At 69.1% G+C, this 24007-nt stretch carries 21 protein-coding genes; 11 read left to right on the top strand and 10 right to left on the bottom strand.

Annotation, left to right across the window (positions count from 1 at the left end; all coding sequences use genetic code 11):
• The first annotated feature begins 15 nt into the window (after window positions 1-15).
• From WDJ57_RS03235 to WDJ57_RS03190, 10 genes are all read left to right on the top strand, one after another.
• Window positions 16-1107 carry a DUF354 domain-containing protein gene (locus WDJ57_RS03235; protein WP_338903870.1) on the top strand — a complete coding sequence of 364 codons (1092 nt, stop codon included), beginning with the start codon at window positions 16-18 and terminating at the stop codon, window positions 1105-1107.
• 139 nt (window positions 1108-1246) lie between these two features.
• The gene (locus WDJ57_RS03230) at window positions 1247-2620 is read left to right on the top strand and encodes a right-handed parallel beta-helix repeat-containing protein (RefSeq protein ID WP_338903869.1); all 1374 of its coding nucleotides are present in this window, start codon (window positions 1247-1249) and stop codon (window positions 2618-2620) included.
• 300 nt (window positions 2621-2920) lie between these two features.
• Window positions 2921-4756, top strand: a complete 1836-nt coding sequence (locus WDJ57_RS03225) for a right-handed parallel beta-helix repeat-containing protein (protein ID WP_338903867.1) — start codon at window positions 2921-2923, stop codon at window positions 4754-4756.
• Between the two features lie 275 nt (window positions 4757-5031).
• Window positions 5032-6021 carry a Gfo/Idh/MocA family oxidoreductase gene (locus WDJ57_RS03220; RefSeq protein ID WP_338903866.1) on the top strand — a complete coding sequence of 330 codons (990 nt, stop codon included), beginning with the start codon at window positions 5032-5034 and terminating at the stop codon, window positions 6019-6021.
• Complete coding sequence (locus WDJ57_RS03215; protein ID WP_338903865.1) at window positions 6018-7394, top strand: nucleotide sugar dehydrogenase; 1377 nt, start codon at window positions 6018-6020, stop codon at window positions 7392-7394. The genes WDJ57_RS03220 and WDJ57_RS03215 overlap by 4 nt, the downstream gene beginning before the upstream one ends.
• A gap of 144 nt (window positions 7395-7538) precedes the next feature.
• Window positions 7539-8504, top strand: coding sequence for a polysaccharide deacetylase family protein (locus tag WDJ57_RS03210; protein WP_338903864.1), 966 nt, complete (start codon window positions 7539-7541; stop codon window positions 8502-8504).
• A 2-nt stretch (window positions 8505-8506) separates the two neighbouring features.
• Window positions 8507-9517, top strand: a complete 1011-nt coding sequence (locus WDJ57_RS03205; protein ID WP_338903863.1) for a lipid II:glycine glycyltransferase FemX — start codon at window positions 8507-8509, stop codon at window positions 9515-9517.
• 5 nt (window positions 9518-9522) lie between these two features.
• Entirely contained in the window at window positions 9523-10497 is a 975-nt protein-coding gene (locus tag WDJ57_RS03200) for a glycosyltransferase family 4 protein (RefSeq protein WP_338903862.1), read from the top strand.
• An 81-nt stretch (window positions 10498-10578) separates the two neighbouring features.
• Window positions 10579-12381 (top strand): hypothetical protein, encoded by a 1803-nt coding sequence (locus WDJ57_RS03195; protein ID WP_338903860.1) that lies wholly within the window; start codon window positions 10579-10581, stop codon window positions 12379-12381.
• Entirely contained in the window at window positions 12374-13855 is a 1482-nt protein-coding gene (locus WDJ57_RS03190) for an oligosaccharide flippase family protein (RefSeq protein WP_338903858.1), read from the top strand. The genes WDJ57_RS03195 and WDJ57_RS03190 overlap by 8 nt, the downstream gene beginning before the upstream one ends.
• Before the next feature lie 24 nt (window positions 13856-13879).
• On the opposite strand, the gene WDJ57_RS03185 is transcribed toward WDJ57_RS03190, so the two are convergent.
• The 4 genes from WDJ57_RS03185 to WDJ57_RS03170 form a co-directional block, all read right to left on the bottom strand.
• The gene (locus WDJ57_RS03185; RefSeq protein WP_338903856.1) at window positions 13880-15034 is read right to left on the bottom strand and encodes a Gfo/Idh/MocA family protein; all 1155 of its coding nucleotides are present in this window, start codon (window positions 15032-15034) and stop codon (window positions 13880-13882) included.
• Between the two features lie 60 nt (window positions 15035-15094).
• A complete protein-coding gene (locus WDJ57_RS03180) occupies window positions 15095-15229 on the bottom strand; it encodes a hypothetical protein (RefSeq protein ID WP_338903854.1) in 135 nt (44 codons plus the stop codon).
• A complete protein-coding gene (locus WDJ57_RS03175) occupies window positions 15226-16203 on the bottom strand; it encodes a DUF1616 domain-containing protein (protein WP_338903852.1) in 978 nt (325 codons plus the stop codon). Before WDJ57_RS03175 ends, WDJ57_RS03180 begins: the two co-directional genes overlap by 4 nt.
• Before the next feature lie 81 nt (window positions 16204-16284).
• On the bottom strand, window positions 16285-17184 hold the full coding sequence (locus WDJ57_RS03170) for a hypothetical protein (RefSeq protein WP_338903850.1): 900 nt from the start codon (window positions 17182-17184) through the stop codon (window positions 16285-16287).
• A gap of 151 nt (window positions 17185-17335) precedes the next feature.
• Between WDJ57_RS03170 and WDJ57_RS03165 the strand changes: the two genes are divergently transcribed.
• Window positions 17336-18529, top strand: a complete 1194-nt coding sequence (locus WDJ57_RS03165) for a carboxylate--amine ligase (RefSeq protein WP_338903848.1) — start codon at window positions 17336-17338, stop codon at window positions 18527-18529.
• Between the two features lie 9 nt (window positions 18530-18538).
• On the opposite strand, the gene WDJ57_RS03160 is transcribed toward WDJ57_RS03165, so the two are convergent.
• The 6 genes from WDJ57_RS03160 to WDJ57_RS03135 form a co-directional block, all read right to left on the bottom strand.
• On the bottom strand, window positions 18539-19537 hold the full coding sequence (locus tag WDJ57_RS03160; RefSeq protein WP_338903847.1) for a GNAT family N-acetyltransferase: 999 nt from the start codon (window positions 19535-19537) through the stop codon (window positions 18539-18541).
• Window positions 19534-21183, bottom strand: a complete 1650-nt coding sequence (locus WDJ57_RS03155; RefSeq protein ID WP_338903845.1) for an alkaline phosphatase family protein — start codon at window positions 21181-21183, stop codon at window positions 19534-19536. The genes WDJ57_RS03160 and WDJ57_RS03155 overlap by 4 nt, the downstream gene beginning before the upstream one ends.
• 21 nt (window positions 21184-21204) lie before the next feature.
• Window positions 21205-22314 carry a DegT/DnrJ/EryC1/StrS family aminotransferase gene (locus tag WDJ57_RS03150; protein WP_338903843.1) on the bottom strand — a complete coding sequence of 370 codons (1110 nt, stop codon included), beginning with the start codon at window positions 22312-22314 and terminating at the stop codon, window positions 21205-21207.
• The gene (locus WDJ57_RS03145) at window positions 22311-22895 is read right to left on the bottom strand and encodes an acyltransferase (protein WP_338903841.1); all 585 of its coding nucleotides are present in this window, start codon (window positions 22893-22895) and stop codon (window positions 22311-22313) included. Before WDJ57_RS03145 ends, WDJ57_RS03150 begins: the two co-directional genes overlap by 4 nt.
• Before the next feature lie 357 nt (window positions 22896-23252).
• Window positions 23253-23699: a DUF7344 domain-containing protein gene (locus WDJ57_RS03140; protein WP_338903839.1), complete on the bottom strand. Its 447-nt coding sequence runs from the start codon at window positions 23697-23699 to the stop codon at window positions 23253-23255.
• Window positions 23692-23898 (bottom strand): hypothetical protein, encoded by a 207-nt coding sequence (locus WDJ57_RS03135; RefSeq protein ID WP_338903838.1) that lies wholly within the window; start codon window positions 23896-23898, stop codon window positions 23692-23694. The genes WDJ57_RS03140 and WDJ57_RS03135 overlap by 8 nt, the downstream gene beginning before the upstream one ends.
• Window positions 23899-24007 lie beyond the last annotated feature (109 nt).

Here is a 24007-nt window from a genome sequence, read left to right as displayed (position 1 = left end):
GGCAGTTTGCTGTCTATGACCCGAGGACGTTCGAGGGACCCGGTGAAGGTAGCGTTCGACATCCAGCACCCGGCGCAGGTTCACCTGTTCAAACACGCCATCCGGGACCTGGAGGCGGCGGGCCACGAGACCCTGGTTCTCTCCCGCGACAAGGAGGTCACCCACGCGCTGCTGGACGCCTACGACATCGACCACGTGTCGCTGTCGCGCCGCCGCGGCGGCCTCCCGGCGGCCATCCTCGAACTCGCGGTCCGCGAGATACGGACGGCGCTGTCCGCCCGTCGGTTCGACCCCGACGTGTTCGTCAGCAGGGTGAGTCCGCCGGCGGTCCACGCCGCGGCCCTCGTGGGTGCGGCCAGCGTCGTCGTGACGGACACCGACATCGAGGACACGCTCCTCGGCCGTGCCTACCACGCCCTCACGCTCCCGCTGGCGGACGTCATCTGTCGCCCGCCGGACCTCGGACTCACTGCCGCCCGGGAGAAGCAGTACGTGCTCGCGTTTCAGGAACTGGCGTACCTCCACCCGGCGCGGTTCTCGCCGAGCACGGAGGCGCTGGCGGCACACGGTGTCGCCGTCGACGAGCCCTACTTCGTGATGCGGCTGGCGGGCTGGGACGCCTACCACGACGTCGGCCGCCGCGGCATCGACCAGGTGACGATGCGGGAACTGGCCTCGTACCTCTCCGCCCACGGGACGCTCTACGTCTCCGCGGAGGGGGAGGTCCCCGACATCGACGGGATGCACCCGTTGCCGACGCCGCCCCACCTCATCCACGACTTGCTCTACCACGCGGACCTCTACGTCGGCGACTCGGGGACGATGTCGACCGAGGCGGCGATGCTCGGGACGCCCGCGGTGCGGACGAACTCGACCGCCGGCGAGTCGGACGAGCACACCTTCGTCGCGCTCGAACGGGAGTACGGACTGCTGTACTCCTACAGGGACGGCCGCGACGCGGTCAGGAAGGTCAGGGAACTCGTCGAGAACGGCGACACGGCGGCGGAGTGGCAGACTCGGCGGGACCGCCTTCTGGGGGAGGCGACGGACGTGACCGGCGAACTGGTGCGCCTCGTCCGCGACGCGGCCAGACCGACGCCGGGGTAGTCGGTGCGTACCCCCGACCCGCCGGGATAGTCACTCGCTGGCAGCGGATTCGGCAGTCGGCGGACGGGCACGCAGCTCGTTTGGCAACCTATACTAATGTCTGTCGGATGCCTGCCCCCGGGTATGCGGTCCGAAAGCCATGGATAGGAGAACGTATCTGAAAGCACTGGGGGCAGCAGGGGTCGCCGGCCTGGCGGGCTGTGCGACCTTCGACCCCGACGGCGACGAGACGCCGGAACCCGGACCCGGGCCGAAGCCGACGGAGACCGAGACGGCGACCGCGACTGCGACGCCGACGGAGACGCCGCGGACGCCGACGGAGCAGATTCCGCACACCGGCCGGTTCGACACCGTCGTCGACCTGGCCGAGGCGGGCGCGGACACCGAAGCGAACGAGTCGGTCGTCGACGTCCTGGAGGACAACCTCACCGACGACACGCTGGTGTACCTGCCGCCCGGCCGCTACCTCGTCGACCGGACCATGCGCGCCAAGTCCTTCGTCAACCTGGGCATCGTCGGCAAGGAGGCCACGATAGTCCCCGAACCGGGGTTCGGGAGCGTCTTCTTCGACCTCGGCCGGCCGGGGCAGGCCTCGGACCTGCTCTTCGAGGACGTCACCTTCGACTTCCGGGAGCCCGGCGTCGGGTCGCGGCCGGTGAGCGCGCTGGTCGACGACGGTCTCGTCGTGCGGAACCTCTTCGTGACGGGTCGTCAGGACACTGGACAGGGGATGCTCCGGGTCGACGTGACCGACGCCGACGGGACGGGGCTGGTCGAGAACCTCCAGATACCCGACGGGGCGGTGTTCGAGACGAGCTCCAACGGCGTCCTCGTCGGGGACAACCACACCGGGACGATACGCTTCGAGAACTGCCGCGTCGAGGGCTTCCCCGACAACGGCCTCTACGCCGACCCGCAACACGGCTCCGTCGAGGTCGTCGGCGGCTACTACGCCAACTCCAACATCGCGAACGTCCGCATCGGCAACGACAGCGTCGTCCGCGACGTGCACGTCCGCTGTGACGCCGCGCCCGACCAGTTCAGCAACATGCGCGGCATCCGCATCACCCACGGTGACGGGGCGGTCGTCGAGGACTGCACCGTCGAGATGCGGCGAGTCGCCGGGAGCGACGGCGGCATCACCTTCGGCAAGGGCTGTGAATCTGCCACGGTCAAGGACACCCGCATCAGGGTCGACGCCGACAACGTCAACGCGGTCCAGATCAAGCACCCGGAGGGGGTGGCCGGCGACGAGCGCATCGAACTCGACTCGCTCAAAATAACCGGTGGGGCCGCCAGCAGCAGCGCGGTCGAGGTCCACCAGCGGCGGGACTGCACGTTCAAGAACCTCACCATCAAGCAGTCGGGCGACGACCGCGACGGGTTCCTCATCGACAGGTCGACGGCCGCCATCCGTGACTGCTGGGTCGAGGTGACGGGCCAACCCATCGTCACGATGGGCGACTCAACCGCGCACGTCGTCGACTCCTACCCGCCGAACCTGAACTCCTGACTGGCGCGCTCGCGACGAACTCGCCGTTTTCGACCCGCTAAGGAACTCCTTACCGTAGTTTGTCGCTCTCTACCGCCCGGTCGGAGGTGCCTACCAGGGACGGCCTGTCGGGCGCGGGACCATCGCCACCGTGGTAGGAAGGCACTAGCACGGTATAATCAATTCCTTCGATGTCATGTGTAACGCTCACCATCCGGCAGTCACCCGAGTGGTGTCTGACGCCCAAAGACGACCAACCAACATATTTTCACGATGCAGTAAGCAAAAATTGTTATTTTAGTAGTCTCCGGTTACCCGGACATGGTGGACCGCCACCCCCAGGAAGACGGCAGTAACGGGCAGCTTAATCGGCGGCAGTACCTGCAGATGGTCACCGGTGCAGTTGGTGCCGCAGCGATGACGGGCGCGGGCGTCGCGGCCGTCACATCCGACCCCAACACAAGTTCGGTGGTGAACCTCGGTGACAAGGGGCTCCAGAACGGGGACGTCATCGACGGCTATCTCGACGACTACTACACGGACGGCGTCGAGGTACGCATCCCCGAGGGCGAGTACGACTGGAACGGCGACGGCTTCGGCAACGCCTCCTCCGACGCCGCAATCGTCGGCCAGGGCGAGGTCATCCTCAACAACACGGCGGGCGACTTCACGCCGCTTATCTCGGTCGACAGCGGGACGGTCGCCATCAAGAACCTGACGCTGCGCGGGGCCGCCGGCCCCGACAAGTCCCGGTTCCGCCTGGAGGCATCCTCCGGCGGAAGCGTCCTCATCGACAACTTCAACCTCCCCGACGGGTCCCAGGAGGGCGCGGAGTCGAAGGCGTTCTACGTCCCGCGCGAGCACGCTGGCGTCGTCGAGATACGCAACTGTTACATCAGTGGCTTCTCCGACAACGGCATCTACGCGAGTTCCCCGGCCTACGAGGGCGACGGCCAGGTCATCGTCGAGAACACGGTCGCGCACAACGTCAACATCTCCGGCATCCGCGTCGGCTCCTCGGACAGCATCGTCAGGAACTGTCTCGTCATCAACGACGCCGAGGCCACCGCCGCGGCCGACGGCGCGGTGAACCAGCGCGGCATCCGCGTCCGCGAACCCGGCGACAACATCACCATCGAGGGCTGTGAGGTAATCCACTCCTACGAGGGCGCGGGCGCACCCATCGAGATTCACGACGGTGCCGAGGGCGGGTCCGGACAGATCGTCGACACGACGGTCAAAAACGACGCCGGCGACGCCGCGATCAACGAGAAGGGCAGCGGCGCGGCGGACTGGACCGCCACCAACGTCAACATCACCGGCTCCGGGAACCTGGAGTACCCCTCGCAGTTCGAGGGCGTCTGCGTCGGCGACGGCTGTGCGACTCCCTCCGGCGACGACCCGCAGAACTCCGGCAGCGGCGATTCGACGACCGACGGCTCGACGTCTGATGGGTCGACCTCGGACGGCTCCACGAGCGACGGGTCCGGCGACTCCAGCGGCGGCACGACGCTCGACCACAACCTGGTCATCCAGACCTACGACGGGACCGGTATCAACTACGAGTTCACCGCGACCGGCGAGATAGCGCAGGTCGACGTCGAGGACAACGACGCCATCGTCCAGAACAACGACGGCACGTACACGGCGACGGGTGAGACCGGGAACGGCTTCACCGACGAGTTCGACTTCACGGGCGACCTGGTCGCCTGGAGCGCGACGAAACACCCCAGCACGAGCAGCGGCGAGTACGAGCTGCGACTCGACGGGAGTTCGCTCGACCCCGCCAGCATCGGCGACGACTCGTCCTCGGACGGCTCGACGAGCGACGGGAGCGGGTCCGACGGTTCCTCCTCGGACGGGTCTACTGGCGACTCGGCGGGCGACACCCTCGACAACAAGCTCCTCATCGACGGGACGGACTCCGACGCCGCGTCGGTGTACTCCTTCACCGTCTCCGGGTCGGTCGAGGCCAGCGCCGACCTGAGTTCGGCCCCCGAGGACGGCAACCGCTGGGACGAGCTGCAGGACAACATCGACGGTAGCACGGTCACCGGCGTCGTCGGGAAGGGCCTCGACGGCTACCGCTACTCCGGTGCGCTGGTGGGTCTCGAAGTCGACGGCGAAGTCAACATCACGAACGAAGCCAGCAACTGAGCCGGCGGTCGGTCCGCTCTCGCCGTCTCCGAGACCATTCACGGTGCGGTCTTTTTCCGAAGTCACTGCCTGCTAGGAAACCGAACGGCCATAGAGAACGCCTATCGGTAGCAAGGTGACGATAACAATACAGGCTCCATCCAAATAGGTGGGTAAGCTTGTCAGACGGCGGCCTCAGACAGCCTCGGCGGCGTTTACGGGTGAGTACGCGTGTCTTTGTCGGGGCAGCCCGCGCTCGCCCGTCGTGGCCCCGGACTGGCAGCCTCTACCAATCCATGACCAGAGAGAACGGTGCCACCGGAGAACAGTCACTCGACGCCGGCGTCATCGGGGTCGGTTCCATGGGCGCACATCACGCACGGGTTTACAGCGAACTGCCGAACGTGACCCTCGCGGCGGTGGCAGACGTCGACCGCGAGCAGGCGGGCGCCGTCGCCAGCAGGTACGGCACGCGGTCGCTCACTACCGACGACCTCGTCGACAGGGTCGACGTCGCCACGATAGCCGTCCCGACAGCGAACCACTACGACGTCGCGCGAGAGTGCATCGACCGCGGCGTGGACGTCCTCGTCGAGAAGCCACTCGTCGACGACGTCGAGCGCGGACACCGGCTCGCCCGCCGGGCGCGCGAGGCCGGCGTCACGCTCCAGGTGGGTCACATCGAGCGGTTCAACCCGGCCGTGCGCGCGCTCGAAGACATTCTTCCCGACCTCGACGTCGTGGCCGTCGACGTCCAGCGTCTCGGCCCGCCACTCGACAGGGACGTCTCCGACAGCGTCGTCTACGACCTGATGGTCCACGACATCGACCTTCTGTTTCACCTGCTGGACAGCGACATCGACTCGCTGACCGCCACGGCCGCGAACGACCAGCACGTCTCGGCGCAGTTGAGTTTCGCGGACGGCAGCATCGGCGAACTGACCGCGAGCAGGCTGACACAGCAGAAGGTCCGCACGCTCGCCGTCACCGCCATGGAGTGTCGGGTGACGGCCGACTTCATCAACCAGTCCGTCGAGATACACCGGCAGTCGCTCCCCGAGTACGTCGAACAGAACGGCGACGTCCGCTACCGCCACGAGAGCGTCGTCGAGCGCCCCGTCGTCGACACCGGGAACCCGCTGAAGCGCGAACTCCAGTCGTTCCTCGACGCCGTCCGCGACGGCACGACCCCAGCCGTCACTGCCGAGGACGGCCTCCGCGTCATCGAGGTGGCCGACCGCATCGAGTCCGAGGCGCTCGGGCTTCCCAGGGAGGTCTCCCAGTGACCAGCCAGTCGACCGGTCGCCCCGGACACCTCTACGGCTCCGAAGCCGACGCGGAGACCCAGCGGCGGGCCTTCCGCGACGGGTCTGTCCCGGTCGCCGTCTACGGACTCGGGAAGATGGGACTCCCCCTGGCCGCGGTCTACGCCGACGTCACCGGCAACGCCGTCGGCGTCGATGTCGACGAGTCGGTCGTCCGGACCGTCAACGAGGGGGGGTGCCACGTCCCCCGCGAACCCGGCCTCCCGGAACTCGTCGCCGACGTCGTCGACGGCGGCGCGCTCGCGGCGACCACGGACGGCGACAGCGCGGCCGAGCGGGCGGCAATCCACGTCGCGATGGTCCCGACGCTGCTGACAGACGCGCGCGAGCCGGACCTCTCGATGCTGTCGGCGGTCGCAGAGACCGTCGCGACGGGGCTGTCACCGGGCGACCTCGTCGTCGTGGAGTCGACCGTCCCGCCGGGCACCTGCCGGGACCTCGTCGTCCCGACGCTGGAAGCGGGCAGCGACCTCTCGCTCGGCGAGTTCGGCGTCGCCTGCTGCCCGGAGCGCACGCTCAGCGGACGCGCGCTCGCTGACATCCGCGGGACCCATCCCAAGGTCGTCGGCGGCGTCGACGCCGAGAGCACCCGCGCGGCCGAACTCGTCTACGGCGAGATCACGGACAACGACGTCCTCACGGTCTCGGACGCCGCAACGGCAGCCGCCGTCAAGGTCTTCGAGGGGGTCTACCGCGACGTCAACATCGCGCTCGCGAACCAGCTCGCCCTGTACGCGCGGGCCCTCGACGTCGACACGAACGAGGCCATCGAGATTGCCAATACCCAGCCGTTCTGTGACATCCACGACCCCGGCCCCGGGGTCGGCGGCCACTGCATCCCCGTCTATCCCTACTTCCTCGCGCGGCAGTTCGACGTCGACGCGCCGCTGCTGGAGACCGCGCGGGAACTGAACGACCGGATGGCCAGCCACACGGTCGAGAAACTCGACGCTATCCTCGACAGCGAGGGGGTCCCGACCCGGGACGCGACGGTCCTCCTGCTCGGGGTGACCTACCGGGCCAACGCCGCCGAACTCCGCAACGCGCCGTCGGTCCCGATAGCCCGACAGCTCCAGGACCGCGGCGCGACGGTCCTGGCGGTGGACCCGCTGGTCGACGACTGGGACGCCTTCGGCGACGTCGAGGCGCTGTCGCTGGCGGCCGCTCGGGAGCGACCGGTCGACGCGGTGGCGCTTTTGACCCCTCACGACGAGTTCCTGGAACTCGACTGGGGGGCCGTGGACGCGCCGGTACTGGACGGTCGAAGCGCGCTGGATGCGGAGACGATACCGGCCCCGGTCTACACTATCGGCGGCCGCTGGCCGACGGGGTGACGCCGATGGTCGGCCCACCAATCTCCGCCCCGGCTGTCTGCGCGGGTAAGCCGACCATAACAAACTGCCGGGTCGGTCAACCAGCGGGCGTGCATTCGAATCGCCGGGTCGAGAGTGCGACGGCCGCCGACGGAGGGATGACGCGTGTCGGTCCTCGATGAGCACTCCTTCGCGCTCTGTCTGACCCACGACGTCGACAGGCCGTACAAGACCTACCAGTCGCTGTACTACGCGGTCCGGGACCGGCGACCGGGACACCTGCTGGACCTGCTGCCCTGGCGCGAGCCGTTCTGGACCTTTGAGGACATCATGCGCATGGAGGAGGACCTCGGCGTCCGCTCGGCCTTTTACTTCCTCAACGAGCAACACCTGTTTCACGACCGCCCGCCCCGCGAGTGGGTCCGGCCGGAGAACTGGATGCTGTACCTGGGCCGGTACAGCCTGGACGACCCCGACATCCGCGCCCTCGTCCGCCGGCTCGACGACGGCGGCTGGGAGGTGGGTCTCCACGGCTCCTACGGCTCCTACCGGGACCGGGGCCGGCTTGCCTTCGAGCGCGAGCGCCTGGAGAGCGTCCTCGGTGGGCGCGTCCTCGGCGGCCGCCAGCACCACCTCAACCTCGACCGACCCCAGACCTGGCGCTACCAGGCCGACGTCGGCCTCCGGTACGACACCTCCCTCGGGTCGAGCGACGGGTACGGGTTCCAGCACGGCTACGACCCCATCCGCCCGTTCGACGACGAGTTCGTCGTCTTCCCGCTGACGCTGATGGAGGCCGCGCTGCCGGCGGTCCGCTCCGCCCCCGAGCGGGCCTGGGACGAGTGCGAGCGGTTGCTGGCCGACGCCCGCGACAACGGGGCCGTGATGACCGTCCTGTGGCACCCCTGCTACTTCAGCGACCGGGACTTCCCGAACTACGGCGGGCTCTACCGCCGTCTCGTCGAGCGGGCCCTCGACATGGGCGCGTGGGTCGGGCCACCGGGGGACCTCTATCGGGACCTCGACCACGCGACAGCGGCGGACCGGGAACCGGCGTCGACGGCGGCAGCGCCGCCGGACGCGAGGAGTGACGAGGAGAGATTCGGCGCGCAAGCCACGGGGCAGGACTGACCATGGACATCCACCGCATCGACACGACGGAGTGGGACAGCGCACTGCCAGCCAGCGGCTTCGACGTGTTCCACGTCCCGGCCGCACTGGAGGTACTCGACAGGCACACGGCGGGCGAACTCCGGCTGCTCGCCGGGTACAAGGGCGACCGCCCGGTCGGACTGTTTCCGCTGGTCGTCCAGGACCGGGGGCTGGGGAAGGCGGTGCTCTCGCCGCCGCCGTCGATGGGCGTGCCGCGGCTCGGCCCCCTTATCATGCCGGCCAGCCCGAAGCGACGCAAGCGCGAGCGACTGAACCGCCGCTTTACCAGTGCCGCAATCGAGCGCGTCGGTGCCGACGCCTCGCGCTCGCTGCTCCGTGTGGTCTGCCCGACGGCCTACACGGACCCGCGACCGTTCACCTGGGAGGGGCTGGACGTGGAGACGGTGTTCACCTACTCGCTGGACACCGCGGGCCTGACGAGCGACGACCTCCTCTCGTCGTTCAGCAAGAGCCTCCGGCGGGAGATTCGGGACGGGCTGGACCTGGGCGTCGAGGTGCGCCGGGACGGGACCGAGTGGGCCGAGCGCGTCCACGAACAGACCGCCGCGCGGTACCGCGAGCAGGACCGCTCGTACCCGCTGGCGTGGGACTACGTCAGCGACCTGACCGACGCGCTCGCCGCCGAGGACCGCTGTCGCGTCTACACCGCACACAGTCCGACGGGCGAGTTCCTCAGCGGCATCACCGTCCTCTACTCCAACGACGCCGCCTACTTCTGGCAGGGGGGTGCCCGTGCCACGCACGACAACGTCAGCATCAACAGCCTGCTGCACTGGCACATCATCGAGGACGTCGTGGCGGACCCGCCGCGGGAGTCGGTCACCCGCTACGACCTCATGGGCGCGAACACCGAACGGCTCTGCCGGTACAAGAGCAAGTTCGGGGCGGACCTCGTCCCCTACTACGTCGTCGAGTCCAGCGGGGCGTCGATGGCGCTCGCGAAGAAGGCCTACCAGCTGGTCGGGCGGTGACGCCGGTGCGCGTTCTCAACCTCGTCACGAACGAGGAGTCCCGGTTCTTCAAACAGCAGGTGGAGACGCTGGAATCCCGTGGCATCGAGTCCAGGACCGTCTCGGTCCCGGGAACCCGTGTCCGGACCGACGACGAGTCCAGTTCACGGTCCGTGCTGGATTACCTCCGGTTCTACCCGCCCGTGCTCACGTCGTCGTTCGGCGACTACGACCTGCTGCACGCGAACTACGGGCTGACCGCGCCGGCGGCGCTGGCACAGCCGAACCTGCCGGTCGTGCTCTCGCTGTGGGGGTCGGACCTCATGGGCGAGTACGGCTGGCTCAGCAAGTGGTGCGCGAAGTTCGCCGACGCCGTCGTCGTGATGAGCCCGGAGATGGCGGCCGAACTCGACTGCGACACCTACGTGGTGCCCCACGGCGTCGACCTGGAGCGGTTCGCCCCGGAACCACAGCGCGACGCCCGCGAGCGCGTCGGCTGGCGCCACGACGCCCACCACGTCCTCTTCCCGTACCCGGAGACCCGGGAGGTCAAGAACTATCCGCGCGCCGAGCGCGTCGTCGAGGCCGTCCGCGAGCAGTTCTCCGGGCGTCTCGAACTCCACACCCTCTTCGGCGTCCCGCACCGCGGGATGCCGGCCTACTACAACGCCGCTGACGCCCTCCTGCTGACCTCGCGACGCGAGGGGTCGCCGAACTCCGTGAAGGAGGCGCTGGCCTGTAACCTCCCGGTCGTCTCCACGGACGTCGGCGACGTCGGGGAACGGCTGGCCGGAGTGGACCTCTCGACGGTCGCGCGGACCGACGAGGCCCTCGTAGACGGGTTGCTGCGGGTCCTGCGGGCCGGGCGGCGCTCGAACGGCCGCCAGCGCGCCCGCGAGGTCAGCCTCGAACGGATGGGCGAGCAACTGGAGGGCATCTACCGGCGAGTCGTCGAGGACGGGTCGGCGGACGTCTCGCAACCGGTCACCGTCGGCCGGTAAGGCCCGGCTACCGCAGGTTCACCGCTCAATAACAAAACGGTCACCGCGGCCAGTGTCGGCACACTCACTCTCCGGGACACCATGGCCTCACACTACACTGCGACTCGCGGCCGGCTGGACCGGCGCTGGAAGCTGTTGCTCGTCGTCGGCTTCCTCGGGCTCGCGGGCGGCGTCCGCACCGCACTGGACGCGCCGGCGGCGGGCTACGAACTCTCTCTCTACCGCGCGACGCCGCTCCTGTTCTGGGGTGGCGTCGCCGTGGCCTTCCTCGCCGCCCTCGTCGTCGGCCTCTCCAGCGACTCCGGCCGGGGCCGGCTGACTGCCGCCGTTCTCGGGGGGAGCGCCGGCATCGCCGTGGTCGCGCTCCCCGTCGTCCGCGGCTATCACTTCTACGGTCAGGGGGACGCGCTGACCCACCTCGGCTTCGCCCGCTCGCTCGTCGGCGGGACCCTCCAGCCCCAGGACCTCCTCTACCCCGGCGTCCACCTGTTCTCCGTCGCGCTCAACGCGGTGACGGGGCTGGCACTCACCAGGTCGCTGTTGCTGACTGTCGTGGTCTTCTTCGGCCTCTTCTTCCTGTTCGTCCCGCTGTGCGTCCGGGAGATGACCGACGCCCCCGGGGCGCTCGTGGTGGGGCTGTTCGCCGCCCTCCTCCTCCTGCCGATCAACGCCGTCGGCACGCACGTCGTCGCACACCCCTCCTCGGAGGCGATTCTGTTCGCGCCGTTCCTGCTCTTCATCGCGCTGGTCGGGGTCCGGCTGCCCACCCGTGGCCGCCTCCGACCGAGCAGACTCGGACTCGCCTTCGCCGTCGTCGCGCCGACGATGCTGTTCGTCCACTCTCAGGAGACGCTGAGCCTGCTGGTGCTCTTCGGCGCGATTCTTGGGGTCCAGATTGTCTTCCGGCTGTTCAGTTCGACGCATCCGATCGCCCAGCACCGGCCACTGCTGTTCGAGACGCTCTTTCTCGGTGCGCTGTGGACTGCCTGGGCGGGCGGCCGGCCGCGCGTGACCAGTCGTCTCGAAGCCGCCTACGACTTCGTCGTCGGCGGCAGCGCGACCAGCGCGGGCGGCACTGTCGCCGGTCGCTCGGCCTCGCTGACCGACATCGGTGCCAGTCTCGGGGGGCTGTTCCTCAAACTCTTCCTCGCCGCGGCGGTGTTCTCCGCCGTCGCCGGCATCGTCATGCTCGGCAGTCCGCTCGGGCGCTTCGACGACGTCTTCCCGGACCACAACGCCCTGAACAAGTACCTCACGGCCGCGTTCGTCCCGCTGGCGGCCATCACGGCCGTCGTCTTCGTCGGCGACTTCGGCGACCACTACTTCCGGTTCGTCGGCTTCCTGATGCTCCCGGTGACGCTCGTCGGCGCGGCCGCGCTCGCCAGCGGCGTCCCCGCACTTCGCTCGCGGCTCACGACCACCGGCCGCCGCCGACTCCTGGCGGTCCTGTTCGCTCTCTTGCTCCCGCTCGCGGTCTTCTCGCTGCATCCCTCGCCGTGGATATTCCAGGACAACCCGCAGGTCACCGACAGCGAGATGACGGGCTACGAGGTCGCGATCGAACACCAGGTACCGGACGCCACGTTCGCCGGCCCCCGGGGCGGCGGTGACCGGTTCGCCGACGCCATCTACGGCCCGGAGTCGTCGACCGCGCTTGCGTTCCCGGGCGAGGCGATTCCGTTCACCGCGTGGACCAACCTGACCGGCGCGTACGACGACGGGACCTACGTCCCGCTCCGGCCGCCCGACCAGCCCCGCGAACTCTCGCTGTATCGCGGCTTCCGGTACGGCAGCGACGGCTTCCGTGCCCTCCAGACGACGCCCGGCATCCATCGCGTCCAGAGCACCGGCGGCTTCGAACTGTACTACATCGGCGATGAGTGACGAGGAGTCGGCGCGGGACGCGGGTATCGTCGGCCGGGCGTCGGCGGCGCTCGGCGGCAACACCGTCTACCTCGTCGCCAACGGGCTGTTGATACTGCTCCTGACGCGGGAACTCCTCTCGCCGACCGATTTCGGAACGCTGTACTTCGCCATCTCCGTGCTCACCGTCGGGAGCATCTTCGCGATTCTCGGCATCCCGAAGTCCGCCGCCCGGTACGTCAACGAGTACACGGAGCAGGACCCGGCCCAGGTCCCGCACATCCTCCGCCGGACGATGCTCGCGATGGGTCTGCTGGTGGGACTGGTCGGTCTCGTGCTGTTCCTCGGACACGAGCGGATTGCCGCCCTGCTGGACTCGCCGGAGGTCGCTCCCTTCCTGCTCCTCGGCCCGCTCTACGTCGCCGGATACGCGCTGCACAGCCTCTTGCTGTCGCTGTTCCAGGGGTTCAACCGCATCAGGTGGAGCGCCAGCCTGAACGCGCTTTCGGGTATCGGTCGGCTGGTGTTCGTCGTCGCGCTCGTGCTCGCCGGGTTCGAGGCCGTCGGGGCGTTCGTCGGCTACGTCGCCGGCTTCGGCCTCGCCGCCGTCGTCGGCCTCGTTCTGCTGTATCGCCACCACTACGCCGACTACGAGGAAGCCCCGGAGATGGAGTCCGGGCTGACTCGCCGCCTCGTGGAGTACAGCCTCCCGCTGACGCTGACGAAGGGCGCGGGTGTCCTCGACAAGCGCGTCGACATCATCCTCGTCGGCGCGCTCCTGAACCCGGTGGCGGTGGGCTACTACGTCGTCGCCAAGCAGGTCTCGGAGATAACGTCGGTCCCGGCGAGTTCGCTTGGCTACACCGTCTCACCCGAACTCGGCACCCGGTCGGCGATGGACCGGACCGACCGGGCAGCCAGGCTCTACGAGCGGGCGCTGCGGTACGTCATGCTGTTCTACCTGCCGGCCTGCGTCGGCCTGGTCCTCGTCGCGGATCCGGCCATCCCGCTGATTTTCGGCCGGGACTACGCCGGGGCCGTCCCCGTCGTCCAGGTGATGAGCGGGTTCGTGCTCGTCAACAGCGTCAACAAGATAACCAGCGACGGCCTCGACTACCTCGGCCGGGCGCGCGAGCGGGCGCTGATGAAATCCGGGACCGCCGGCGCGAATTTCCTGCTCAACCTGCTGCTCATCCCCGTCTTCGGCGTCGTGGGTGCCGCCGTCGCCACTGTCGCCACTTACACCGTCTACACGCTCGGGAACGTCTACTACATCCACCGCGCCTTTTCGCTGCGCCTCGGCGCGCTTGCCCGCGTCGGGGCTGGCGTAACTCTCATCACGGCCGCGATGGGTGTCGCCGTCGTCCTCGCGCTCCCGTACATCTCCGGGCCGTTCACGCTCGCCGGCGTCATCCTGCTGGGTGGCGGCGTCTGGGCCGTGCTCTCGCTGGCGAGCGGCCTCGTCGACGTCGAACAGGTCTCGGCGCTGCTGTGACTCCCGAGACCCGCGGGCGCTCCTCTAGTCGTCCTCGGCGACCGCTCCGGTGGCGTGCTGGTCGTCCTCCGCCTCCGCGCTCTCTGCTGTGTCGCGCTCGCCCGTTGCCTCCCGCCGCTCGGCGTCCTCGCGGACCAGTTCCATCAGCCGCACGGTCCAGGTGACCTCATCCAGCGAGACGGTGGGCTCCTCGTCGGCGAGCAGCGCGCGGGCCTCCTCGTCGAACTGTCGGTAGTGCGCGTTCCACTTCAGTTCCGTCTCCAGGTCGTCACCGAAGCGGCGCTTTGCCATGCCGGCGGCGTTGCGCAGCGACCCGCCCACTCGCCCGAGGACGTGGTCGACGTTGCTCATCGCCCGTGCCACCGGCGACGCGCCGTAGTCGCGGTCCAGCGTGATGGTCGTCTGCGAGAGCAGGTCGACCGCCAGCGACCGCTCCTCGCCGTGGACGAGCAGGACCCGCTGGGGGACGCCCCCGGCGAGCAGTTTCACCGAACAGAGTACCTCCTCGTCGGTCGCCCACTGGAGCTGGAGCCCGTCGTAGGTGAATCCCCCGTCGTACTCCCCCGCGAGAGCGGTCGTCGCGTGGACGGCATCCTCGTCGCGGGGGTACCCGCCCAGCGCGAGCGCGAGGTATATCTGGTGGGGGATGCCCTCCTCGAACTCGCCGCCGGGGAGGTCGAAGGCCCAGGAGCCGCGGTTCTGGTCGTCGGGCAAGGTCTTGCCGGCGGCGACCACGTCGACCCCGCGAATCCGGCCGAGTTCGCCGGACTCGATCCGTTCCCGGGCGTCGACCGTCACCACGTCGAAGAGGTGGTTCCGGACGACGGTCACCGTCACGTCGTGTTCGTCGGCGGCGGCGGCGATCTCCTTCATCTCCTCGACGGCGAGCGTCGCCGGCTTCTCTATCTGGACGTCGACGCCGGCCTCGATTGCCTGGAGTGCCAGGTCGCGGTGGGTCTGGACCGGCGTACACAGGTGTATCCAGTCAAGCGACTCCCCCTCCAGTAGCTCCGCCATGTCGAAGTACGCCTTGATGCCGTACTTCTTGGCCTGTTCGCGCGCTCGCTGTTCGTCGATGTCACAAACGGCGACGAGTTCGACGAGCGGATTCTGTGCGAGTCCCGAGAGGTGGCGGTCCGAGACGACGCCGCCACCGACGACCGCAGCGCTGAGCGTCATCGTCCCGACGCTCGCCGGCTCGACTCTTTGTTATGGAGCGGTTTCCCGAGCCGAGTCCCACTACTTCTCGGGTTCCTCTGCTCGCGACGACCCGCGGCGCTTTTCGGACTCGCCCATCGCGTACAGCAGTGCCCAGACAAGCAACGCCGAGCCGGCCCAGAGCGCGAACAGGACCGCGACGACCAGCGCCGTCATCCCGGTGTCACTGTCACCCAGAGGTAGAGGTGTTCGTCGGCCGAGCGGCTGTCGACCTGTGCCGGTGCGTCGCCGGTGTAGAGGTAGAACGCGATTCTGAGCCGGTCGCCTGACAGCGACGGCGTGACCGAGACCGCTTCCTCCCACGTCTCGCCCGCCTGGGCGACGCCGGTCCGCCGGTCGAGTTCGGCCCGCTCGGTCACGGTGTCCGTCGTCGTGTTCACCCGCTGGAGTTCCGAGACGACGGCGTACTCGGTGCGCTCGCCTTCGTGGTTCTCGACCGACAGCAGGAACTCCTGTGGCGCGCCCTGCGTGAGGTTCGTCGAGTAGTTGCCGGCCACCGGGTCGTCCGACCCGTTCGCCGAGAGGACGGCGAAACTGGAAAACGAGGCAGAGTGTGCCGGTACCACCAGCGCGTACCCGAGCGTCGAGACACCGACCAGCACGGCCAGGACGAGCGCGACGTTCAAGACGCCGTCCAGCGCGGAGTCCTGCCGAGCGACGCCCCGCCAGGCGCTCGCCGCCCACTCCCGGAACGGGAGGCCGAACCGCCGTTCGGCGGGGAGTTGCAGCCGCCGCCACACGGCGCCGGTCAGTCCGAGGAGCGAGACCACTGTGAGGCTGCCAGCGACCGACAGCGTCGACAGCGGGAGGCCGACGGCACCCAGCACGAAGCCGACCAGCACCGACACCGAGACGCTGATGCCCACAGCGAGCGCGAGGCGGGTGCCGAGGCCGGGAGCCAGCCTGGCGTCGCGGCCCGGCCGTCCCGGAAAGAGCACCGAGACGACGGCGTACCCCGGGAGCAACAGGACCAGCGGGAGGCCGAGTGCCGCCCGGATGGCCCCACCGGTGGTCACCATCCCGACCACCGCGACGACGGTGAGGAGGATGCCCAGGAGCAGGTCCCCGCAGGGTGCGATGAGCGGGCGCAGCGCCGCCAGGAGCAGCGACTCGTCGAAGTCGTAACTCATCCGTCCGTGCTCGCGCGGCCGCCCTCAGCCAGTGTAAGCTGTCCCATCGTCGGTTGAGACGGATATCCCACTGATTGTAATTCAGGGCCTACCGGCCACGGCGGCGGAACCGTCGGAGTCTACGTCCGGATGGTCCCGGAGGTCTGCCTGGAGCTGTCCGGCGAGCCACGGCCGCCTCGCGACGGCCGTCCTGAGTCGCTGCCACTCCCGGTGGCGGACGACCACCCAGGCCGGCACCGTCTCGACGTCGAGGAGTTTCGCAATCGCCAGCCGGTCGCGCCCGTCCAGAAACAGGAAGTCGCCGTCGCGGCCGATGCAGACCGCCAGTTCGTCGTTGACGAGACGCACCCTGTGAGGGCGGGGCGGGCTGTCGCCGTCGACCGGGTCCGGTATCTCCGATGTCGCGAGTTCCCGCTGGGAGCGAAACCCGTGGGACGCGATGGCGTCGTAGAGCCGGTCGAGGTCGCGACAGCGCTCCCGGAACTCGCCGGCGGTCCGGCAGCCCCACATCGTCGTGCCCGCCTCGATGTGGTCGACGACGGTCTCGTAGAACGGCGTCGCCGCCCAGTCTACGCCGTCCCGGAAGTGCGCGCGGAAGGAGCGATACAGCTCCGAGTCCTCGAAGCGCTCGCACGAGCGGTCCCAGTCGCCGCCGAGGACCGCCCCCGCGTACTTGAACTTCGACTCGGGGAAGACGTCGTCCGAGCGGGCCTGCCGCGGGAGGGCGCTGGACTCGACCATGAACTCGATTCGCGCGGGGTCGATCTCGACCACGCGGAACGGCTCGACGGTGGCCTGACGACCCACGCGTGTCGCGAGGACGCCGTTTGCGACCTCCGGGTAGAGCCTGACGTACTGGCTCCACAGCGCCATCGCCAGCCGTCGCGTGGCCGGGTGGGTACCGGCGAGCGAGCCGCCGACCGCCCGGAGACGCGTCTCGACGCTCGACAGGACGCTCTCGCCGGTCGGGAGGGACACCATCGGCTTGCCGAACCACACGCCGCGGTATAGTTATCAACCGGTTACGGCAGGGTCAGTCGGAGCAGGACCGCCCGCTCGGTCCGGTGCGTCCGCACTGCACACCGTCGGTACGCGCTGACTACTAATGACGATGTACTGCGAACCGGTGGGCATGACAGAGACTCGGGGTGGAACCGATACTGTCGTGATTCCGACGGGGTACGACCCCGGCAGTTACTCGGCGGTGCGCTCGCTGGCTCGCCGCGGCGTCCGCACAATCGTCGCGTCCCACTACGACGACGTGCCGGCCGCAGCCTCACGCTACTGCGACGAGGCGGTCGACGTCCCCGACCCCGACGACGACCTCGTGGCATACCGCGACGCGTTGCTCTCGCTCGCTCGCCGGCCCTCGGTCCGGACAATCCTCCCGTTGCGGCCGTTCGACCCGTACGTCTTCGCGCGGGACGCGGCCAGCTTCGACCGGCACGTCTCGCTCGTGACTCCCCCCGCAGACACGCTCGATACCGTCTTCGACCGGGTGCAACTGTTCGAGGCGGCGGCAGACGCCGGCGTGCCGATACCCGAGACCAGACGACTCGCCGATGGGGCGGACTGGCCGACCCCGCGCATCGTCAAGTCGCGGTACAACCTGCTCACGTCGACGTACTGCCCGGAGCGTGCGCCCGAGGACGCGGAGACTGTCAAGTCCGTCGAGCACGTCCCGTCCAGCGAGACGATCGACGTCGAGGCGGTCCGCGACCGGATGGGCCACGACCCAATCGTCCAGGAGTTCGTCGCCTCGTCCGGACAGTACGTCTTCGGCGCGCTGTACGACCACGGCGAGCCACTGGCGACGTTCCAGCACCGCCAGCTCCGGGGGGACTCCTACACCGGTGGCGGCGGCGTCTACCGGGAGTCAATCGACGACCCCGAACTGGAGGCCGTCGGACGCGCGCTGCTGGACCACCTCGACTGGCACGGTCTCGCCTGCATCGAGTACATGAAAGACGAGACGACCGGCGAGTACAAGCTGGCGGAGATAAATCCCCGGCTCTGGCAGTCGCTCCCCTGTGCGGTCCGCGCCGGCGCTGACTTCCCGTGGTACTACTGGCAGGCCGCGACCGGCCGCGCCGACGACATCGACCCGGAATACCAGGTCGGTGTCCGGACCCACCTGCTGCACGGGGAACTGGGCTACCTCCAGAGCATCCGCGCCGACGGGTCACCCTTCTACGAGACGCCGTCGCTGTCCCGCGCCACCGTCGACGTCGCCCGCTCGTGTCTGACGGACCCGCACTTCGACACGCTCCGCCTGGACGACCCCCGCCCGTTCCTCCGCGGTGTTCGTCACGTCATCTCGAAGTGAACGCGGTCGTCACCGGAAGCGCAGGTACAGCCACTTCAGGACGTCCGCCATCCGCGAGCTCCGCTCCAGGCTGTAGTGCGTGCGGACTTCGGGGTTGAACTTCGCCTTGTAGCCACAGAGCCGGGGGTTGTTCGCCCCGACGAGGTCGACGCGTTCAAGGCCGCGGTCGGCCGCCTGCCGTATCGCCTCCCAGTCGAGCAGGTCCGAGGCGGGGACGTCGCTGTCGAGGTCGGCGACCCGTTGCCAGGTGTACAGGGTCGCGTCGTCTTCGAGCGTGAGCAGGCCGCCGACGAACTCGCCGCCGCTTGTCAGCGTGTACGGCCGGACGGTGCCGTCCGGCAGCCTGCGGTGGAGGTCACCCGCGTACGCCGGCGGGACGTTGTAGGGGACGTCCTGTTCGTCGTGGCGCTCCCGGACGTGGCGGATGATGCGCTCTGCGTCCCCGGCGTCGCCCTCCTCGATGTCGAACTGGAGGTCCTCGCGTGCGCGCCTGACGTTGCTGCGGACGTCACTGCTGAAGGACATGAACAGGTCGTCGGTGTCTCGCCCGACGTCGACGACGTAGGTGAACCGCGGCGTCGCGTCGAAGCCGTTCCAGATGAACGGGCGCGGGTCCGGGTAGTCGACGCCGGTCCGGACGTGTGTGTAGTCGGGGTCGCCGTTCTCGCCGACCGTCTCCATCACTGCCTCGACGAATCGCCGGTGGCGACGCTCGGCCTTGCGCTGTTTCGCGCCGTGGCCGTCGTTGGCGACGGGGCCGAGGTAGTTCACTTCGAGTTCGGGCGGCGGCGAGAAGACGGTCCGGACTGGTCCCCTCGACCCCTCGAACAGCGGGAACAGCCCGACGGGTTCCTGGCCCTTGTAGCCGACGTAGGGGACCAGTTCGCGCCCGGAGTGGTCGGCGGTGACCGCGAGCGCGCCGTAGCGGTGGAACGGCGTCGCCCCGTCGAGGCGCTCGACGATGTCGTTCCACTCACTCTCGTCGGCGACGTCGACGTCGATGCTCATCGTTCCAGGTACCCCATCTCCGCCAGTCGTTGCTCGACGTCCGGGCGCGATTCCTCGACTGCGCGACTCTCGTAGGCCTCGTAGGTGGCGGTGTCGTGGTCCGTCACGACCGGCAGCGGGTCGCCGTCCATCCGGTCCGAGACGGGCACGCCGAGCGTCGCCAGCACCGTGGGGGCGACGTCGAAGATGTGCGCGCCGGTGAGGTCGGCTTCGGTGTCCACGTCGCCCGCGACGGCGACGATGCCGTCCAGTTTGTGGTTCCAGGGTTCCGACGGCGGACCGAACTGCTCGGCCCGGACCGACGCGGAGATGTACTGGTCGAACGCCGCGGGGACGACGACGATATCGGGCGCATCCTCGACGTAGGGGCCGTGGTAGAGCTCTTCGCGCCGGAGTACGTCGCTGAAGACGGGCGTGTCGTCGGGCGTCTCCACGGCCGACAGGGCCGCGATTAGCTCGTCCCGGTTCGCCTCGTACTCCGCTTCGGACACGACGCCGTCGGGTTCGCGTCCTGCAACGTTGAGACGGACGCCGAGTTCGACCCGGTCACGGAGGTACGCCGTGGACGCGGCGAAGTCCACGCGCTCGGTCCCCGCCCGGATGGCGTCGACGGGCGCGATGCTGACCACCAGGTCCTCGATGCCGAGGCGACGGACGACGGTCGCGATGCGCTGGCTGGTGACGCCCGCCCGCGCGGCGGCCCGTGTCAGCCGTGCGAACAGGGCGCTCCCGCCGCCGGTCTCCTCGTCGCCGCGGAGCCGGTTCCGCGCGATGCTGTCCCAGGACGGCATGCCGCCTTCGCCGGCCACCGTCTCGACGGCCCCGTGGTCACGCAGGAACGAGTTCACCCGGAACTCGTGGCCGCCGTAGGGCCCGATGCCGTGGTCGCTCGCGAGCACGACGACGTCGGGGTCGCAGGCGGCCAGGGTCCGTCCAACCTCGCGGTCGACCGCGCGGAACACGCCGTCGACGATGGCGTCCTCCTCCGGGTGTTCGTGGAAGACGGTGTCGGTCTGCTGGAACTGCAGGAAGCCGAAGGCGGGTTCGAACCGGTCGACCAGGTACCGGAAGGCCGCGCCGCGCATCTCCGTGAGTTGCCGGTAGCCCTCGACGGCCGCCTCCCCGGTCGCGTCGCTCGTGGCGTCGTCGTAGAGCCGGTACTCGCCGAGTTCGGCGCGCAGGTCGTCGAGCAGGCCCGGCGGGTGGCACTCGGGGTCCTCCGGCGCGGTGTAGCCGGGGACGAGCGCGCCGTCGAACTCGCGCGGCGGGTGCGTGACGGGGACGTTGACGACGACGCTCGTCATTCCGGCCCGGTCGACGAGTTCCCAGAGCGCGAACTCGCCGACGTCCGTCGCGTTCACGACGTCCCAGTCGTAGCCGTCGAACCGGAGGAAGGAGTAGACGCCGTGTTTTCCGGGATTGACGCCGGTGTACAGCGAGGGCCAGGCGCTCGGCGTCCAGGGCGGTATCTGGGACTCCAGCGGGGCCGCAGTCCCCTCGTCCAGTATCTCGCGGAGGGTCGGTACCACACCGTCCCCGCGGGCGTCGAGCACGTCACGGCACACGCCGTCGAGGCCGACGAGGAGTGTCCGGAGGCTGTCCGTCGACGGCGCGGATTCCGTATCGGGGTGTGTCTCTGTTTTCATCGGGGTTCGGATGTCCGTCGGTCAGAAACCGTCCGTCAGCGAGCCGAGCGCGGTGACGATGGCGTCGACGTCACGCCGCGAGAGCCGCGGATGGACAGGCAGCGACAGGACCGTCTCTGCCGCGCGTTCGGCGACCGGTGCCTCGGGGTCGAACTCGTCGTAGGCTGGTTCTTTGTGGACCGCTTTCGGGTAGTAGACCGCCGTGTCGACGCCGAACTCGGCGAGGCGGTCGGCCAGCTCGTCGCGCCGGTCCGAGCGGACCGTGTACTGGTGGTAGGCGTGGCGGACGCCCGACCGCTCGGTCGGCGCCTCGATGTCCGCCTCCTCGATAGCCTCGGTGAGTCGCCGGGCGTTCTCGCGGCGCTTCTCGACGAACTCCGGCAGGCGGCGCAACTGCACCCGGCCGATGGCGGCCGCGAGGTCCGGCAGCCGGAGGTTGTGTCCAACGCGCACGTGCCCGGAGTGGCCGTCCCGGCCGTGGTCGACGAACTGGCCGGCACGCTCGTGGACGTCGTCACGGTCGGTGACGACCATCCCGCCCTCGCCGGTCGTCATGTTCTTCGTGGGATAGAAGGAGAAACACCCCACGTCCCCGACGGACCCGACCGGGCGTCCCTCGTGGCGCGCGCCGTGTGCCTGAGCGCAGTCCTCGACGAGCGCGGCGTCGTACTCGTCGGCGATGGCGGCGAGTTCCGAGAGCGGGGCCGGGTGTCCGTAGAGGTGGACCGCCAGGATGGCATCCACGTCGCCGTCGGCGGCGCGAATCCGCGCCCGGACCGCTTCGGGGTCGATGTTGTACGTCTCGGGGTCGGTGTCGGCGAACACCGGCTCGGCACCGACCAGGCGGACGGCGTTGGCCGTCGCGATGAAGGTAAATGGCGTCGTGACCACGGTATCGCCCGGGCCGATGCCGAGCCCTTCGAGGGCGGCGTGCAGCGCCGCCGTCCCGTTGGCCGTGGCGAGGCCGTGCTCGCAGTCGCAGTAGTCGGCGAACTCCGACTCGAAGGCGGCCACCTCGTCGCCGTGGGCCAGCTGGCCGGAGTCGAGGACGCGCTCGACGGCGGCCTTCTCCTCGTCGCCGACCCAGGGGTCCGCTATCGCGACCGACGGCTGCTGTTCGAAGGTCGTCATGCGATGTGGTTCCCTCCGTCGAGTTCGGCCGGCAGCGGCCGGTGGGTCGCGGGCGCGCCCACGGCGAGTGTCTCCGGCGGGACGTCCTCGGTGACCACGGCACCGGCGGCGACGAAGGAGCCCTCGCCGACTGTCAGGCCCGGCAGCACCGTCGCGTTCGCACCGATGGAGACGTGGTCTTCGAGTCTGGTCCCCCGGATGTCGCTCTCTGACCGTATCGGGTAGACGTCGTTCGTGACGACGGCGTGGGGACCGAGGAAGACGTTGTCCCCGACGGTCGTCTCCGGCGGGAGGTACGCGCCAGTCTGGAGGCTGACGTGCGAGCCGATGGAGACCTGGCCGTCGATGACGACCCGGGACCCCGCCAGGACGTCGTCGCCGATGTCCGTGTGCGACCGGACCAGCACGTCGTGGCCGGTTCTGAAGTCGTCGCCGATGCGGACGCCGGGATAGACGACCGTCCCGGAGCGGATTGTCGCGTTGTTGCCGATGACGGTTTCGCCCCCGCCATGGGATTCGACGTCGCCGACGGTCGCGTCCGTCGCGATGAAACAGTCAGTTCCCGTAGTGATGCTCGTCATGATTGTGACCGGGACGACACGGAGCGTGTCGCTTGTCACTACTGGCGGTGAGTCACCCTTTGTTATGGGCGGCTTGCACGGTCGCTCCGCGTTCGCTGAGCCTGGGAACAAAGTGACACCGGGGGAATCCCCGGTGACTGTCGACAGCGGGCGCCGGTGGTGTGCACCGGCGAAAGTCCCGGCGGGGAGTCGATAGCACAGTTGGGGTGGGTGACAGGGTGCAGACTGTGTGGGGTGGGTGATTCCTCGCGACCGGGGTGCCGCTGTCACTGGAAGGGAGGGCCGCCAACGGAAAAAGCGTTTCAGCGGCTTAGTCACACGTTAGAGACGGTCGGACGCCGCGTCGTCTTCATGTAGTTACACATGGGAATCCTCGCAGAGCCGCTCCTGGGCCAGCGCCAGGCGGAGGTACGGCCGGACCAGCGGCGTCCGCGCCGTCGGCGAGACGACCTGGCGCTCCACGTCGTAGTCGACCAGCCCCGCGTCCCCGAGTTTCGGCAGGTGTGCGTGGGTCAACTCCGTCGCCACGCGCGTGCGGAACGTGCTGTCGCTCGTGCCGCGGTCGGTGGCGGCGACGACGTGGTCGACGAGTTCGCCACAGGTCGCGTCCCCCTCGCACTGGAGGAGATACGTCAGGACGTACCGCCGTCCGGGATTCGAGAGCACCGAGAACAGCTCGTCCGCGGGCAGGTGCTCGACCTCGTCGAGGGCCGACTCGGTGCCGGTCGCGAGCGTCCGCACTGCCTCTGTCATCGCTTCCTCCGTGTCGAACGCGCCGACGGCCGCCTGCGGTTCCTCAGCCATCGTCGGGTCCGTTCGGCCCGGCCTGGCGGGAGCCGCCCGCCTCGTCTCCCGCCAGGAGTGCCCGCGAGGACGGGCCGGCTGGTGGTTCGCTGGAGAGACGCCGCGTCCCCGTCGGTGTGTATCGATTTGGCGTCAGTCCCGACGCCAGTCGCCGTGGCCGCCGCTGTCCGGCGGCGGCGGTCCGTGCTGCCGTAGTCACGACAGCCGGGTTCGTGGGGGGCAGGCATTGTTATTCGTCGTGTACAGCGTCGTAGGCAGGTCCGAATACCGCCCGCACTCGTTCGGTTGTCGGCGCGGCCAGCTACGTG

The sequence above is a fragment of the Salinibaculum sp. SYNS191 genome (genome assembly GCF_037338445.1).
Classification (GTDB): domain Archaea; phylum Halobacteriota; class Halobacteria; order Halobacteriales; family Haloarculaceae; genus Salinibaculum; species Salinibaculum marinum.
This window is presented reverse-complemented; position numbering and strand designations above follow the sequence as displayed.